The sequence below is a fragment of the Paraburkholderia sp. 35.1 genome (genome assembly GCF_050436525.1).
GTDB classification, from domain to species: Bacteria; Pseudomonadota; Gammaproteobacteria; order Burkholderiales; family Burkholderiaceae; genus Paraburkholderia; species Paraburkholderia tuberum.
Map to the genome: position 1 here is coordinate 314,994 of NZ_JBNDMJ010000001.1, position 12,613 is coordinate 327,606.

A 12,613-nucleotide genomic window follows, 5' to 3' on the forward strand; every position below is an offset into this window, starting at 1 on the left:
CTTACTCCGTGGTCTGCGTGCGACAGGCGGCGTCGCGGAAGGCCGTGACGTTGCCGTTGTTGTATCGGGCAACGATGTTGCGGAACAGGTACTGGTCGATCGATGAGAAGTAGCGTACCGACTGCTTCTCGCTCGGCTTTGCGACTTCGGCGTATTCGTCCATGCTCAGGCGGTCCGGCGAAGCCTTGACCTTCCGCACCCATGCGTCGAAGTCGGTGGCGCTCGTCGCGAGCGTGCGGAACTTCATGTCGGCGAATCCCTTGCCGCTGAAGTTGGCGGACATGCCTTCGAAATTTCCCGGTGCATCCGCGATCAGGTGCAGACGGGTCTGCATGCCGACCATTGCATACACCTGGGTGCCGAGTTGCGGGATGAAGAATGAGTTCATCACCGAGTCCGACGTGATCCGGAAATTCACCGGCGTATCGACTGGCACGGCGAGCTGGTTCACCGACGCAATGCCGAGGTCCGGGTAGATGAAGAGCCACTTCCAGTCGAGCGCGACCACCTCGACGTCGATCGGCTTCACGCTCGACTGCAGCGGCCGGTACGGGTCGAGCTCATGCGTGGTGCGCCACGTCAGGATACCGAGGTACAGGATGATCAGGGCGGGGATCGTCCAGACGACGATCTCGATCGCCGTCGAGTGCGCCCATTTGGGTGCATAGACCGCGTGACGGTTCGACGCACGGTAGCGCCACGCGAAGAACAGCGTCAGCAGGATCACCGGGATCACGACGATCAGCATCGCCCACGTGGCGGTGGCGATCAGCGACTTCTCGGCCGCGCCGACGCTCCCTTTTGGATCAAGCACAGTCAGATCACATCCCGATAGACAGGCGCTCAATGTCGTGACGATGGCTATCGACCGTTTCCTTAAGGCTTTTCTGTCTGTCATAGTGGTTAAGTCCGGGTTGTGGCACTTTTGACCTCAAGCTGGCTTGACGCATGCGGCATCACACTCGCAGCGTCATGGTCCGACAACCGGCCAGCTTTGTGATTGATGTCGATCAAGGACGAACAAAGCGGCGGGGTGCGGTGCACTGACGCAGTGCGCCGCTGAGTGCGCGTTCCACCACATCGAGTGGCTGGATGCGATTGACAGCCTGCTGAACGTCGGTAGCAAAGTCCTGTACGCCGAAGCTTGCGTAACGACCTTGTTGCATGCGCAGAAGTAGCAGAGTGATCTGCGTGCCGTTCGGCGGCTGCAGCCAGTCCGGCAATGGCTGCGAAATCGGTGTCTCCGGGTGCGAGAAACATCTTGGGTACCAGTCAATGCGGTTGAAGGCCAATAGTCCGACCTCAAGGCTCCCGCTATCTCGACATTCCTACGCGTGACCCGGTGTCGCATCTTGACTTCGGGATCGGGACCGGTTGACCCTGCGCAAGGGCAGCCCTGATTTGCGCGTCGACAATTCCCCGCATACGTCAACAAGGGGAAAGCGATGAAGCACATGATTAAGGCCGTCATGATCGTGGCAAGCCTGTGCGCTACCGGTTTGTTCGAAGTGCTGGCATACGCGGATGACGTCAGCGCGAACGGAAGCACGATGGCAGGCGAGGTGACGGCTGATGGGATCCACGCCGGCGACGTGCTCGTGCGTCTGCGTGCCATCTCGATCGAGCCGGACGTTCACACCAGCGGCACGTTGTCGTCGCTCGGCGTGGGTGTCAATAACGCATTCGTGCCGGAGTTGGACCTGACCTATATGATCCGCGACGCGATCGGCATCGAGCTGATTCTCGCCACCTCGCGGCATCACGTGACGTCCGGCCTCGGCGATCTCGGTGGCGTGAACGTGCTGCCACCGACGCTGCTGCTGCAATATCACTTCAACCATGCTGGCATGATCCGACCGTATGTCGGCGCGGGGGTCAACTACACGTACTTCTACAACGACGGCCTGAGCGCGGGCCCCGTAGGCATCCAGGTGTCACGCAGCAGCTTCGGTCCGGCGGTGCAGGCTGGCGTCGACGTGCAGATCACGAAGACCGTCTTTCTCAACGCGGATATCAAAAAGATCTGGATGCACACGGACGCCTCGGTCGCCGATAGTTCGTTGGGCCGGCTGGACATCGACCCACTGGTACTGGGAATAGGCGTCGGGATGAAGTTCTAGCGAGCGCGCAATGACAGACCACAGCTCGCACCAGCGGGCGATCCGCTGCGCCCCATCCACCTGAAACGGAGATCTGGTCACTATGCCCCTGTACGACTACCGCTGCGCGGCCTGCGGCCACGCATTCGAAACGCTGGTGCGCGCCGGCCACGCGCCCGTCTGCCCGCAATGCGGCGGCACCGCGCTGGACAAGCAGGTCAGCGCGCCGGCCTCGCCCGGCAAGAGCCGCGCGATCATCTCCCGCGCGCGGCGTCAGGCGGCGCGCGAAGGGCACCTCAGCAACTATTCGCCGGCCGAGCGCCGCAAGCTGCTGCGCTGAGCCCAACGGGGAATCGCGCTGTCGATGTAGATGAACCTCGAGGGCGCCTACGGGATGGCACTCAGTCTCACCGTCTTCATGGCCGGCACGCTGGATCGGGCCACCGCCGACAGCCTGCTGGAACGCGCGAAGGGCATCTGCCCGTATCTCGACGCGTGGCTTCGCAACATTGCGTCAGCACGGCCGCCCTCGCGCTCGCGCGCTTCGATGACCATGACGGAAACGTCCTGCCGGCTTGTAGAGCAGCGCGCCCGAGGCCGGCACGTCATCCAGCAACGCGCCGTCTGCGCTATAGGCCGCGAACCAATGGCCGAAATGCTCGGCCTGAGACAGCCCCTGCGACTGCGCCCAGCCGCCCTGCGGCCGCGCCTGCGCCAGCGCGCAATGCAGTGCCGACGGCGTCGGCGTCATGGCGAAGGCCTCATTCATGACGCTCACCAGCGACTTGCGATGCTTGAAGTTTTCGATGAACTGCGCCGCCTGGGTCAGCCGGGTGCGGATCTTGTGCAGCACGCTGACCTTGGCCGTGATGATTTCGGCGAGCGCGAGCGGCGTGGCAGGGACGGCCGTATCGGGGCACAGCGCGAGCAGCGCCGGTCCCAGGTACGGAATGACCCCGCCCGCACACAGGCGTTCGGCGATGGTCTGGACTGAAACGGTCATGCAGTGCGCCTCACAGATAAATGGCAGCGCCGGCGCCCACGTTGGTCGCGGTGTCTTTCAGCGTCTTGACGATGTACTTGACCTGGTCGGTGTCGAGTAGCGTGTGCAGCGGCAGCGCCAGCGCGCGTTCGCCGATGCGCTCGGTGTCGGGCAACAGGCCGCTCTTGCGGCCGATCGCATCGCCCGCGTTCGTGTAGTGGAACTGCTGATGCAGCGGATGGCTGTAGGCCACCGTCTCAATGCCGCAAGATTTCATGTCGTCGATCATCTGGGCGCGCGCGCTCTGCGTAAAACGCTTGCCCAAATGCACAACATAGAGCATCCAGTGCACTTCTTCGACGTCCTCGGCCACGTAGGCCGGCTTGATCCCTTCGAAGCTTTGCATCTCTTCGTGATACCAGGTCTCGACCTGCTTTCGCTGCGCGAGGCGCGTGTCGAGTTCGGCCAGTTGCGCGAGACCGAGCGCGGCGGTCAGATCACTGATGCCCGCCTGCAGCGGCACCCGCGAGCCGACCGAGACGGACGCGCGGTCCGTGACGCGCCGCTCGCGCAGATAGCGCAGTTCATGGACGAGTTCGTCATCGTCGGTGACGAGCATGCCGCCCGCTCCTGTGCACAGCGCGGACGGGCTGGAGAAGTCGAACACTGATACGTCGCCGAAACAGCCGACGTTGCGGCCCCGGTAGCGCGAGCCCAACGCCTCAGTACTGTCTTCGATCAGCCGCAAGCGCTGCGCGTCGGCCAGTTCGCGCAGCAGCGCCCACGCGGCCGGGTGGCCGTTGGTATTGCCGGCGAGGATCGCGCGCGTGCGAGGGCCGATCTTCTGCGCGGCTTTTTCGGCGCTCAGACAACCGCTCCAGTAGTCGATGTCGGCGAACACCGGCACGGCTCCCGCCAGCGTGATCGCCTGCGCCACCTGATGCCAGGTGTGCGACGCGCAGACCACCTCGTCTCCCGGGCCGATCCCCGTCGCGCGCAACGCAATCCAGGTGGCGAGCGTGCCGCTCGCGACCGCGACCGCATGCTCCCGGCCAACCCAGCCCGCAAACGCGCGCTCGAACGAATCAAGCATCGGCCCGTCGCTCCAACGCGAGGATTGCAGCACCGCGTTGACGAGATCGATCTCGCGCGCCGCGCAGGCCGGTTCGCTCAGCGCGATCTCATCGATTTCCATGCGCCTTGTCCTCAGTCAGGATCAACCCATCGGCCTCTTCAGGCCGCTGCGTGATGGTCCTGTAATACCCGGCCGATATCGCGAAATAGATACTGCGCACACCGAACCGGAGCGCTGCTGTCTCGTCGCGCATCACCGTTGCGCTGACATGCATTGTGCGCACCTCGGGATAACGTTCGTGCCATTGCGCGGCGGCGTCGCGTAGCGTCGGTGCCGTGCGGAGCAGGTTCGCCGCGAAGTCCAATTGCTCGGCGTTCAGGCTCATCTCACTCCTCCACGCCAGCAATGCGCCGCGCTTCGACCGTGATGGGCAGTGGCGTATCGTCGGCCATCGCGGGCAATTCGAGTTGCCAGCCGTTCGCAAGTGTGACGAGACCGCCCCACATTCCGGGCTGCGCCATCGCGACAATGGGCTCTTCCAGGTCCTTCTTTGGCACGTAGGCGCTCAGCGCGCCCTTGCTGTCCTTGCGGATCATGACTTTCATGGTTGCGGACTCCGGAGATTGATGACAGGTTCAAACCAGGTTCAAGCGGGATGCGCTGCTTCCTCCAGCGGTGTGCAGCCAGCGCACGCGCCGGCTTCAGGTGCGCTGCATGTTCGATCGCGCTGAATACGCCACGGTCCCGGCCCTCCGGCGCCGCCGCGTGCAGCCCGCACACAGCCAGGTGATTGGCTTCGGTGGCGCCGCTGGCGAAGATCAACTCTGCGGGCTTGCCACCGAGCGCTCGCGCGATCGTCGCGCGGGCCGCAGCGAGCGTACCCTTCGCCGGCTGCCCGACGGCATCCTGCGACGACGCGTTGCCCCACACATCCGTCAGGATGGACAGCATCGCCTGCCACGGCGGAGGCTGGCGGCATGGTCGCGTTGTGGTCGAGATAGATCGTCGGCCGGCTCCGTTAGTTTGCTTCACGGCCAGAACACGCATTCGCGATCGATGCACAGCGTGTCCAGCAGCTCGGCCAGATCGGTGCTCTCATGCTGGGGCATCCATCGGTGCGACGCATGATCGCGCGCGCTCAGGTGCCACATACCGTCTTCATCGCGCGTGAGCCAGGCTATGTCGATCAGCCCGCCATTCGCGTCGACATTGCGGGAGCAGCACGGGCTCTCGACACGGAACCCCTGCCCGTCGCGCAGCACGCGCGGCAGCACATAGCGGTAGCGGGTACGCTCGCGCAACGCTTGCTCGATCTGGCGCTGGGTCAGGTCGAACGGGCGGCCCGCGCGCAAACCGTCGCGCGGCGGCGCCGCTTCTGGCGCGCTCGCTTGAACCGTCATGACATGGCTCCTTCTTCGGGTAGCAGGCCGGCGGGTGCGGGCGCAATTTCATTCTCCGTGCATCCGACGACACAGTTGCCGAACTGCACCAGATAGACCGGCTCGCCGCTCTCAACCACCTGCCCGACGTTGACGATTTCGCCGACCGTACCCGCCTCGGCCAGACAATCGTCCTGGCCGCGCTCCGGAAAGCTGCCGTCGTTGCACAGGTCATCCAGCGCGATCACGCGCATGCCCCACTGATAAGCAGGCTGAACCGGTTCGATACTCATGCTGACGGCTCCTGCGGTTGCGACGTTTCCGGCTGGACCCGCGTGCCGATCTTGTGCAGCGCTTCGGCCCGCTCGCCCAAGCCTTGCAGCACGTCGTCCGGCAGGTTGTCGAGCGTGCATAGCTCTTTCGCGCGCATGCCGACACGGTGGCCGCTCTCGACGAAATCCACCGCGTAGATATAGAACTGCTGAAGGAAGGTGTCGATGCTGGTGACGTAGCCAATCTCGCCCTTGTTCACCAGCACTTCGCCGATGTCCTTGCCGTTGTAGGTGCCGTCGTTGCGGATCACCGCGCGTGCGATCACGCGCTCGCCGTAGTTGAAGCGCGGGGGAAACGCGACCTCGAGCAGGTCGTCGTCGCGGTTGATGTCAGCCATGCTTTACTCCTGCTGGATCGTTGCGTCTGTCCGGTGGTCATCAGGTTCGCGACCTCGCTCGACGGCCGGCGCAGTCGAGCGGGCCGCCCTGCCAATGGCGCGGTGCAATGTCGCCGCCTGGTACGCGCACGTTCTGTACGCTCATGGTTGCGTCCCCGTCCAGCCGCGCGTCGGATACGCACTCAGCGCATCCATTGCATCGTCGGACCCGACGCCGGTCTCATGACGATCCAAGACTTGCGAAAGCAGCGCGCCCCCCACCCGGTCTTCGGGATCGAGCCGGCGCAATTCGCGCAGTCGCATGCGCGCTTCTTCAAAGTCGCCGAGACGCATGTTGAGGTACGCGAGGCCCTTCAGCGTGAACAGATAAAAACGCGCGGCCGCGTCATAACGCGTGGTCACGATCGCGGCCGCAAGCGGTTCGTCGCCGAGATCCGAGCCCAGCGCGGTGCGGGCGACCGCCAGCGCGTCTTCGCCGATCGCACGCGCCTGCGCCAATTGATGGCCGTAGAAGTAAAAGCGGTACAGCGCGATCAACGGCACCGGATGGCGCGGCGCGGCGGCGCGGGCGCGTTGCAACAGCGCGAGCGCCTCGTCGGGGCGCTCGCGCAACCGACCCGCCTCGGCGATCAATGCATTGACGCCCGACGGCAAGCCGCCGCCAATCGCGCTCTGCGCAAATGCGGTCATTACGTCGTCGAGGGCACGGTCGCCGGACTCCATCGCCATCGCTCCTCTTCAGGAGATCTGACGCGGCAGCGGCGGCCGCCCGCGGCCAATCGCGCTGACATCGATGGTCGCCACGCCCGGCGGCGCCGACTCCGCACTGCTGCTGCAACCACAAGCGGCCTGGTTCGGATTGAAGAAGATCAAGCCGGACTGGGTTGGCGTGTCGGCGAAATCGATCGTTATGCCTTCGAGCATCAGCCGGCTCTCAGCCGGCAGGAATACGCGCAGGCCGTTGATGTCGAGTTCCTGTTCGCCTGGTTGCAGCGCCGGCTCGGCGGTGAATTCCGCGGTATAGCCGGAACAGCCGCCGGCGCTCACCACCAGACGAAAGCCGGCCCCAGCCGGCAGGCCCGAAAAGCGCACGATACGACGCATGAACTTCTCGGCGGCGCTCGTAACAGTTACGTTGGACAGCATGATGCGTAGTCTCCTGATGGATGAATGGCCGGCCCGGCCACGAGCCAGACTCAAACCTGAACGATGCAGCCGTCCACGGGACACACGGCGACGCACTGCGGGTCGTCGAAGTGGCCTTCGCATTCGGTACATTTCTTGGGGTCGATCGCGAACACGCCGCCTTTGTCGCTGATCGCGACATTGGGGCATTCCGGTTCGCAGGCCGAGCATCCCGTACAGGTGGACGCGATAATCTTCAGAGGCATGGAGGCTCTCCTGTTGTCCTGTCTGGAAGGGTGTGGGGTGTCACGCCGCTGAGGCTGACGAGGTGTAAGCGCCCTGGCGGATCGAAGCATCGCCGCGGTCCCGGTGCACGATGGCGCCGCTGGCGATGCGACTGCGGTAGTCGTTGAACCAGGCAAGCACCGCTTTTTCGATAAATTCGCCGACGTACTGATCGACCGGCTCGATGCCCGCTTGCGCCAGTTCGTCTTTCGGGCAGGCGCCGATCTTCGCGACCAGCACCGCGTGGCAGTCGTCGAGCGCGCGCACGACCGACGGGAGTTGCTCGTCGTCGCCGTAACCGCCCAGGCAATACAGGTCCACCCGGCGATGGCCGACGAACAGCGCTTCGGCTGCCGAGACCTCGAAGATCTGAAACTCCGTGACGTGGCCGAAGTGCTCGTTGATCCGGCCGCCGCCCTTCGTTGCGACCGCGACCAGCACCTTCATGTCGTCGGCGACGTCGATCTCGCGAGAGACAGCCAGCGCTTCCTGCTTCGCGTCGTGCTGCGCCTGACGCTCGGCTTCGACGCGCTGCTGGTATTCACGGCGGCGGTCGAGGTCGTAGACCACTTCCATCCGGTCGATCTTGTCGAGCGTGAAATCCTCGCTGCGGTCCTCGCCCAGCAGGCCAACCGCATCCGCGCGGCACTGGCGGCAATGACGCATCAGGTTGGCGCCGCCCATGCAGGCGTCCTGCACGGCCTTGAGTTCCTGCGCAGTCGGTCCGCGCTGGCCGCTCAGGCCAAAGTGAGTGCCGTGCTCGGGCTGCGAGATCAGCGGCATGATGTTATGCAGGAACGCGCCGCGTTTCTTGACGTCGCGGTTGACCTCGATCAGGTGCTCCTCGTTGATGCCGGGAATCAGCACCGAGTTGATCTTGGTCAGCACGCCGCGTGCGGTGAGCATCTCGAGACCCTTCATCTGCCGGTCATGAAGGATGCGGGCTGCTTCGTAACCGGTCACGCGCTTGTGCTTCCAGAAAATCCACGGATAGATTTTCTCGCCCACCGCCGGGTCGACCATGTTGATGGTGATTGTCACGTGGTCGATGTTGTACTTGCAGATTTCGTCCACGAGGTCGGGCAACGCCAAGCCATTGGTCGACAGGCACAGCTTGATGTCCGGCGCCTGTTCCTGCAGCATCCGGAACGTCTCGAAGGTCTTCTTGGGGCTCGCCAGCGAATCACCGGGACCGGCGATGCCAAGCACCGTCATCTGGGGAATCTCGCTTGCGACCGCCACGACCTTCTTCACTGCCTGTTGCGGCGTTAGCTTCTGAGAGACCACGCCGGGACGCGACTCGTTCGCGCAGTCGTATTTGCGGTTGCAGTAGTTGCACTGGACGTTGCAAGCCGGCGCCACCGCCACATGCATGCGCGCATAGTGATGATGGGCTTCTTCCGAGTAGCATGGGTGATTCTTGACCTTCTCCCAGATGTCCGGCGGCATGTCGTCGAGACTACCCGACGCGCCGCAGCTGGCCTTACCCTCGCCACCGTGCGTGCCGCAGCCGCCACCGGTGGACGGGTCTTCGATCTTCACGCCGAGCGGTTTAATCTGCCCGACGCTGATATAGGCCGCTGCGGGCAAGTCGCTCGCATTTGAACTCGCTTGCATGGATATCTCCTCGCAACCAACGGCGGCCGCGCGCAAGCCATAGAGCCAGATCCATGCCACTCGACAAGAACGCCAGGAATCAACGGGTTAGGATATATTTCGCAGTTCTGTTTGATCCCGGCGCGCGACGTATCCCTACAATTTCGTTGCGTCGTGTCGGTGTCGCGACAAATCTCACACGACCCGGACAGCATGTTCTGAACCAGCGAGATGGACCCGCACAAACCAGATCAATCGTTCGCGTTCACCCTCCGGCTTCCCCGGCTTGCGATGTCGCGAACGTGTGGTCGTCCGCTGCTGCTCGTCACGCGAAAGACCCGTAGCGCTCAGGCCGCGCAGTTGCCCGTCCGGTTCGGCCAGCACCACAAGGGCGCGCCGCCACTCCATCGTCTGCACAAGATAGTTCAGGGACTCGCGGAAGGCTTTCGCCACATCGAGCGACGAAACCAGCGTCTTGCTCACCTCGTAGACGCCGTCCAACGCTTGCCTGAATGTTCACCGTTGACTTCCCCTTCGTGTGCTGCGCGCTTTCGATGTACCAGCGCAAGGCGCACGATCGACGCAAAGACACAGCGTTTGAAGTAAGTGCATTTCTACGCCTGATGATTCAGCCATCGCGATGTCAATCCCGCGCGCGTAACGACAAATCCGACAAAAAGAACGGCGGCAATCCTCACTCGTCGGGCGCATCGACACAAAACAACAGCGAAACAACAGCGGCCCAGTTGAAAGAGGCCACTAGAGCGTGAAAATCCGCTGGCATGGAAGTTGCCCTGAAGGTCGCATTACCCCGCTTTAGGAGCCTGCAATGTCGGATTTCCAACGCGTCGGTACCGGCCTCCATCCGCGCGGCGCCAACCCGGTGCATCTGGATCATGCCGCCACCACGCCGGTCGATCCGCGCGTGATCAGACGCATGCTGCCTTACCTGAGCGAGATGTACGGCAATCCCGCCAGCCGTTCGCATGCCTACGGCTGGCTCGGCGAAGAAGCGGTGGAACTGGCCCGCGAGCAGCTCAGCTCGCTCGTCAACGGGGACCCGCACGAGATTGTCTGGACCTCGTGGAGCTCCGGCCGCGCATGCGGATCGCGCGCCAAATGCACGGCGGCGTCCACGAGCGCGGCATGCGCTCGGGGACGTTGTGCACGCATCAGATCGTCGAGGTACTGCCATTGCCGCCGGTCGAGATCCACTGCTCGATTCTCGCGCCGAGGACGCGATCAAGGCGGCCGTGTCTGACTTTCGCTCGCGCCAGACGATTCGAGGCGCAGCAGCCGACGACCTGTAACTCGCCGAGCAACCGACCTGCTCGTCTAACCCGAAGTGAGTCCATTCAAGCCTGAGAGGAACCTCCATGGAAACGCTCACCCAACCGGCTTCCGCCACACCCGGCGTCATGCCCGGCCTAGTCGAATTCACGCCTCAGGCCGCTGCGAAAGTGGCCTCGCTGATCGAGGAAGAAGGCAATCCCAACCTGAAGCTGCGGCTGTACGTGTCCGGCGGCGGCTGTTCGGGCTTGCAGTACGGCTTCGCGTTCGACGACCAGGTGGCGGACGACGACATGCAGACCGTCACGGACGGCGTCACGCTGCTGGTCGATTCGATGAGCCAGCAATACCTGCCCGGCGCGCGCGTCGACTACGAAGACAGCCTGGAAGGTTCGCGCTTCGTCATTCACAACCCCAATGCGCAGAGCACCTGTGGCTGCGGCAGTTCGTTTTCCGTGTGAGGCAATCATGAAATCTCACTGACTGGCGCCTCCCGACGACGAGGAGAACAACCAGTTCGACAATGCGTGGGGCCTTGACGTGCAATCGCGTCTCGCGTGCTGCGTGAAGCTGCGCGATGCCGACCTGACGATCGAACTGCCGCCACATACGCGCGAGCTCGCGCGTGAGCATTGAGGGCATGCGTCCTTAGCGCTGTGCGGCCTCTTCAAGCGCCATAGCGGTCATCGCCGCGTCCGCACGTCCTCGCTGACCACGCCCATCGCATCGCGCATCGCTTTCTGCAGCGCCGTGTTCATCGCTACACCTGGCTGTTCGAAACAGGACATTCGCGACAGGTCTTCGTTGGAACCGCTTCATCACAGCGCCAGCGAACACCGGAAAGCCCCGCGGCAAGCGGCTATTCGCGCTAACGGTGCATGGCGCAGTACTTGCAAACCGTATGTTCAAATGCCAAAAGGACAACTTCCCGTGTCGAATCCGATCATCAACGACACCACACTGCGCGACGGCGAACAGACCGCTGGCGTCGCATTCACGGTTGCCGAAAAATGCGCGATTGCCGAGGCGCTCTCAAGCGCCGGCGTACCCGAACTGGAGATCGGTATCCCCGCGAGGGGTGCCGAGGAAATCGATTGCATCCAGACCATCGTCGCGCTGAATCTCGACGCCGATCTGATGGTCTGGGGCCGTCTCACCGACGCGGACCTGGCGTCGGCCTTGTGCTGCAATCCCGACATCATTCACCTGTCGATTCCCGTGTCCGATATCCAACTTCAACACAAATTTCGCCAGCCGCGCTCGTGGGTGCTCGCGCAGGTGAATCGCGTGATCAGCGCCGCCGTCAAAAGCGGCCGCAAGGTTTCGCTGGGCGCGGAGGATGCCTCGCGCGCGGACCCCTCGTTCCTTGCCGACGTGGCGCGGCACGCGCAACAGTGCGGTGCGCAACGCATCCGCTTTGCTGACACGCTCGGCGTCCTCGATCCTTTTTCGACCTATGAAGCGATTGCGCGATTGCACGACGCGGTCGATCTGGAAATCGAAATCCACGCGCACAACGACCTCGGGCTCGCGACCGCGAACACCCTTGCCGCACTGCGCGCCGGCGCAACCCACGCCAACACCACTGTCAATGGTCTCGGCGAACGCGCCGGAAATGCCGCGCTGGAGGAGATCGTGATGGGCGTGCGCCATATCATGGGTCGCAACACCGGCGTCGACACGACCGCGCTATTGAGCATCTCGCGGCTTGTCGAACGGGCTTCAGGACGCCCGGTCGCGCTTAACAAAAGCATTGTCGGCGCCAGCGTTTTCACGCTCGAGTCCGGCATCCACACAGACGGGCTCACGAAGAATGCATCGACCTACGAGAGCTTCGATCCCGCCGAACTCGGTCGCGAACGCTCGGTCGCGCTTGGCAAGCATTCGGGTTCGCAAAGCGTGCGCCGGGCTTATGACGCGCTCGGCCTGGCCGTCAGTGAAAAGCTGCTCGTGCTGCTGCTGACCCGGATCCGCCACCATGCCGCCCAGCACAAGCAAACGCCCAGCGCCGCCGACCTGTATCGCTTCCTGATCGAGTTGCGCTACACCGTCGGAGACTTGTCATGAGCGGCGCTGTGGTCGGCTTCACGAAGTGCGTCGCGAAACCCGAAC

Annotated in this window: 18 protein-coding genes and 4 pseudogenes; 7 read left to right on the forward strand and 15 right to left on the reverse strand. The window is 63.6% G+C overall.

Annotated elements, in window-relative coordinates:
- Nucleotide 1: 1 nt before the first annotated feature.
- Nucleotides 2-898: a ubiquinol oxidase subunit II gene (gene cyoA, locus OKW27_RS01685; protein WP_260330634.1), complete on the reverse strand. Its 897-nt coding sequence runs from the start codon at nucleotides 896-898 to the stop codon at nucleotides 2-4.
- 112 nt (nucleotides 899-1,010) lie between these two features.
- Nucleotides 1,011-1,292 carry a hypothetical protein gene (locus tag OKW27_RS01690; protein ID WP_429332865.1) on the reverse strand — a complete coding sequence of 94 codons (282 nt, stop codon included), beginning with the start codon at nucleotides 1,290-1,292 and terminating at the stop codon, nucleotides 1,011-1,013.
- Nucleotides 1,293-1,445: 153 nt separating this feature from the next.
- Between OKW27_RS01690 and OKW27_RS01695 the strand changes: the two genes are divergently transcribed.
- Nucleotides 1,446-2,120 carry an OmpW/AlkL family protein gene (locus OKW27_RS01695; RefSeq protein WP_090811318.1) on the forward strand — a complete coding sequence of 225 codons (675 nt, stop codon included), beginning with the start codon at nucleotides 1,446-1,448 and terminating at the stop codon, nucleotides 2,118-2,120.
- Nucleotides 2,121-2,202: 82 nt separating this feature from the next.
- Nucleotides 2,203-2,439: an FmdB family zinc ribbon protein gene (locus tag OKW27_RS01700; RefSeq protein ID WP_429332337.1), complete on the forward strand. Its 237-nt coding sequence runs from the start codon at nucleotides 2,203-2,205 to the stop codon at nucleotides 2,437-2,439.
- A 198-nt stretch (nucleotides 2,440-2,637) separates the two neighbouring features.
- Here the strand turns inward: OKW27_RS01700 and OKW27_RS01705 are convergent.
- The 13 genes and pseudogenes from OKW27_RS01705 to OKW27_RS01765 form a co-directional block, all read right to left on the reverse strand.
- A pseudogene (locus OKW27_RS01705) lies at nucleotides 2,638-3,102 on the reverse strand (SIR2 family protein); the annotation flags it as partial.
- A gap of 10 nt (nucleotides 3,103-3,112) precedes the next feature.
- A complete protein-coding gene (locus OKW27_RS01710; RefSeq protein WP_429332338.1) occupies nucleotides 3,113-4,276 on the reverse strand; it encodes a DegT/DnrJ/EryC1/StrS family aminotransferase in 1,164 nt (387 codons plus the stop codon).
- Complete coding sequence (locus OKW27_RS01715) at nucleotides 4,263-4,541, reverse strand: hypothetical protein (protein ID WP_090811324.1); 279 nt, start codon at nucleotides 4,539-4,541, stop codon at nucleotides 4,263-4,265. The genes OKW27_RS01710 and OKW27_RS01715 overlap by 14 nt, the downstream gene beginning before the upstream one ends.
- Before the next feature lies 1 nt (nucleotide 4,542).
- Nucleotides 4,543-4,761 carry a putative nitrogen fixation protein NifT gene (nifT, locus tag OKW27_RS01720; RefSeq protein ID WP_007177241.1) on the reverse strand — a complete coding sequence of 73 codons (219 nt, stop codon included), beginning with the start codon at nucleotides 4,759-4,761 and terminating at the stop codon, nucleotides 4,543-4,545.
- 130 nt (nucleotides 4,762-4,891) lie between these two features.
- Nucleotides 4,892-5,203: pseudogene (locus OKW27_RS01725) on the reverse strand (aminotransferase class V-fold PLP-dependent enzyme); the annotation flags it as partial.
- A complete protein-coding gene (locus OKW27_RS01730) occupies nucleotides 5,185-5,556 on the reverse strand; it encodes a hypothetical protein (protein ID WP_184072322.1) in 372 nt (123 codons plus the stop codon). The pseudogene OKW27_RS01725 and the gene OKW27_RS01730, both read right to left, overlap by 19 nt.
- Nucleotides 5,553-5,828: a nitrogen fixation protein NifZ gene (locus OKW27_RS01735; RefSeq protein WP_090811328.1), complete on the reverse strand. Its 276-nt coding sequence runs from the start codon at nucleotides 5,826-5,828 to the stop codon at nucleotides 5,553-5,555. The genes OKW27_RS01730 and OKW27_RS01735 overlap by 4 nt, the downstream gene beginning before the upstream one ends.
- Nucleotides 5,825-6,205 carry a nitrogen fixation protein NifZ gene (locus OKW27_RS01740; protein ID WP_090811330.1) on the reverse strand — a complete coding sequence of 127 codons (381 nt, stop codon included), beginning with the start codon at nucleotides 6,203-6,205 and terminating at the stop codon, nucleotides 5,825-5,827. The genes OKW27_RS01735 and OKW27_RS01740 overlap by 4 nt, the downstream gene beginning before the upstream one ends.
- A 141-nt stretch (nucleotides 6,206-6,346) precedes the next feature.
- Nucleotides 6,347-6,928 carry a hypothetical protein gene (locus tag OKW27_RS01745; RefSeq protein ID WP_429332339.1) on the reverse strand — a complete coding sequence of 194 codons (582 nt, stop codon included), beginning with the start codon at nucleotides 6,926-6,928 and terminating at the stop codon, nucleotides 6,347-6,349.
- A 15-nt stretch (nucleotides 6,929-6,943) separates the two neighbouring features.
- A complete protein-coding gene (locus OKW27_RS01750) occupies nucleotides 6,944-7,351 on the reverse strand; it encodes a HesB/IscA family protein (RefSeq protein WP_090811332.1) in 408 nt (135 codons plus the stop codon).
- 50 nt (nucleotides 7,352-7,401) lie between these two features.
- Nucleotides 7,402-7,596, reverse strand: coding sequence for a 4Fe-4S binding protein (locus OKW27_RS01755; protein ID WP_090811334.1), 195 nt, complete (start codon nucleotides 7,594-7,596; stop codon nucleotides 7,402-7,404).
- 40 nt (nucleotides 7,597-7,636) lie between these two features.
- Nucleotides 7,637-9,232 (reverse strand): nitrogenase cofactor biosynthesis protein NifB, encoded by a 1,596-nt coding sequence (gene nifB / locus OKW27_RS01760; RefSeq protein ID WP_429332340.1) that lies wholly within the window; start codon nucleotides 9,230-9,232, stop codon nucleotides 7,637-7,639.
- A gap of 174 nt (nucleotides 9,233-9,406) precedes the next feature.
- The gene (locus tag OKW27_RS01765) at nucleotides 9,407-9,694 is read right to left on the reverse strand and encodes a hypothetical protein (RefSeq protein ID WP_429332341.1); all 288 of its coding nucleotides are present in this window, start codon (nucleotides 9,692-9,694) and stop codon (nucleotides 9,407-9,409) included.
- 29 nt (nucleotides 9,695-9,723) lie between these two features.
- Here OKW27_RS01765 and OKW27_RS01770 point away from each other — a divergent pair, with 29 nt between their 5' ends.
- The 5 genes and pseudogenes from OKW27_RS01770 to nifV all read left to right on the forward strand — a co-directional run bounded on the left by OKW27_RS01770 (nucleotide 9,724) and on the right by nifV (nucleotide 12,568).
- Entirely contained in the window at nucleotides 9,724-9,981 is a 258-nt protein-coding gene (locus OKW27_RS01770; protein ID WP_429332342.1) for a hypothetical protein, read from the forward strand.
- Between the two features lie 59 nt (nucleotides 9,982-10,040).
- Nucleotides 10,041-10,295: pseudogene (locus tag OKW27_RS01775) on the forward strand (aminotransferase class V-fold PLP-dependent enzyme); the annotation flags it as partial.
- Nucleotides 10,296-10,587: 292 nt separating this feature from the next.
- Complete coding sequence (erpA, locus tag OKW27_RS01780) at nucleotides 10,588-10,962, forward strand: iron-sulfur cluster insertion protein ErpA (protein WP_429332343.1); 375 nt, start codon at nucleotides 10,588-10,590, stop codon at nucleotides 10,960-10,962.
- Nucleotides 10,963-10,984: 22 nt separating this feature from the next.
- Nucleotides 10,985-11,137: pseudogene (locus OKW27_RS01785) on the forward strand (2Fe-2S ferredoxin); the annotation flags it as partial.
- A gap of 294 nt (nucleotides 11,138-11,431) precedes the next feature.
- On the forward strand, nucleotides 11,432-12,568 hold the full coding sequence (gene nifV / locus OKW27_RS01790) for a homocitrate synthase (protein ID WP_429332344.1): 1,137 nt from the start codon (nucleotides 11,432-11,434) through the stop codon (nucleotides 12,566-12,568).
- Nucleotides 12,569-12,613 lie beyond the last annotated feature (45 nt).

Excerpts from the sequence above, each read along its gene's own strand:
- erpA (WP_429332343.1), top strand. The coding sequence starts at position 10,588 with ATGGAAACGCTCACCCAACCGGCTTCCGCCACACCCGGCGTCATGCCC.
- nifT (WP_007177241.1), bottom strand. The coding sequence starts at position 4,761 with ATGAAAGTCATGATCCGCAAGGACAGCAAGGGCGCGCTGAGCGCCTAC.
- OKW27_RS01700 (WP_429332337.1), top strand. The coding sequence starts at position 2,203 with ATGCCCCTGTACGACTACCGCTGCGCGGCCTGCGGCCACGCATTCGAA.
- OKW27_RS01750 (WP_090811332.1), bottom strand. The coding sequence starts at position 7,351 with ATGCTGTCCAACGTAACTGTTACGAGCGCCGCCGAGAAGTTCATGCGT.
- OKW27_RS01755 (WP_090811334.1), bottom strand. The coding sequence starts at position 7,596 with ATGCCTCTGAAGATTATCGCGTCCACCTGTACGGGATGCTCGGCCTGC.
- OKW27_RS01770 (WP_429332342.1), top strand. The coding sequence starts at position 9,724 with ATGTTCACCGTTGACTTCCCCTTCGTGTGCTGCGCGCTTTCGATGTAC.
- OKW27_RS01740 (WP_090811330.1), bottom strand. The coding sequence starts at position 6,205 with ATGGCTGACATCAACCGCGACGACGACCTGCTCGAGGTCGCGTTTCCC.
- OKW27_RS01710 (WP_429332338.1), bottom strand. The coding sequence starts at position 4,276 with ATGGAAATCGATGAGATCGCGCTGAGCGAACCGGCCTGCGCGGCGCGC.
- OKW27_RS01695 (WP_090811318.1), top strand. The coding sequence starts at position 1,446 with ATGAAGCACATGATTAAGGCCGTCATGATCGTGGCAAGCCTGTGCGCT.
- OKW27_RS01745 (WP_429332339.1), bottom strand. The coding sequence starts at position 6,928 with ATGGAGTCCGGCGACCGTGCCCTCGACGACGTAATGACCGCATTTGCG.
- nifB (WP_429332340.1), bottom strand. The coding sequence starts at position 9,232 with ATGCAAGCGAGTTCAAATGCGAGCGACTTGCCCGCAGCGGCCTATATC.
- OKW27_RS01730 (WP_184072322.1), bottom strand. The coding sequence starts at position 5,556 with ATGACGGTTCAAGCGAGCGCGCCAGAAGCGGCGCCGCCGCGCGACGGT.
- cyoA (WP_260330634.1), bottom strand. The coding sequence starts at position 898 with ATGACAGACAGAAAAGCCTTAAGGAAACGGTCGATAGCCATCGTCACG.
- OKW27_RS01715 (WP_090811324.1), bottom strand. The coding sequence starts at position 4,541 with ATGAGCCTGAACGCCGAGCAATTGGACTTCGCGGCGAACCTGCTCCGC.
- OKW27_RS01735 (WP_090811328.1), bottom strand. The coding sequence starts at position 5,828 with ATGAGTATCGAACCGGTTCAGCCTGCTTATCAGTGGGGCATGCGCGTG.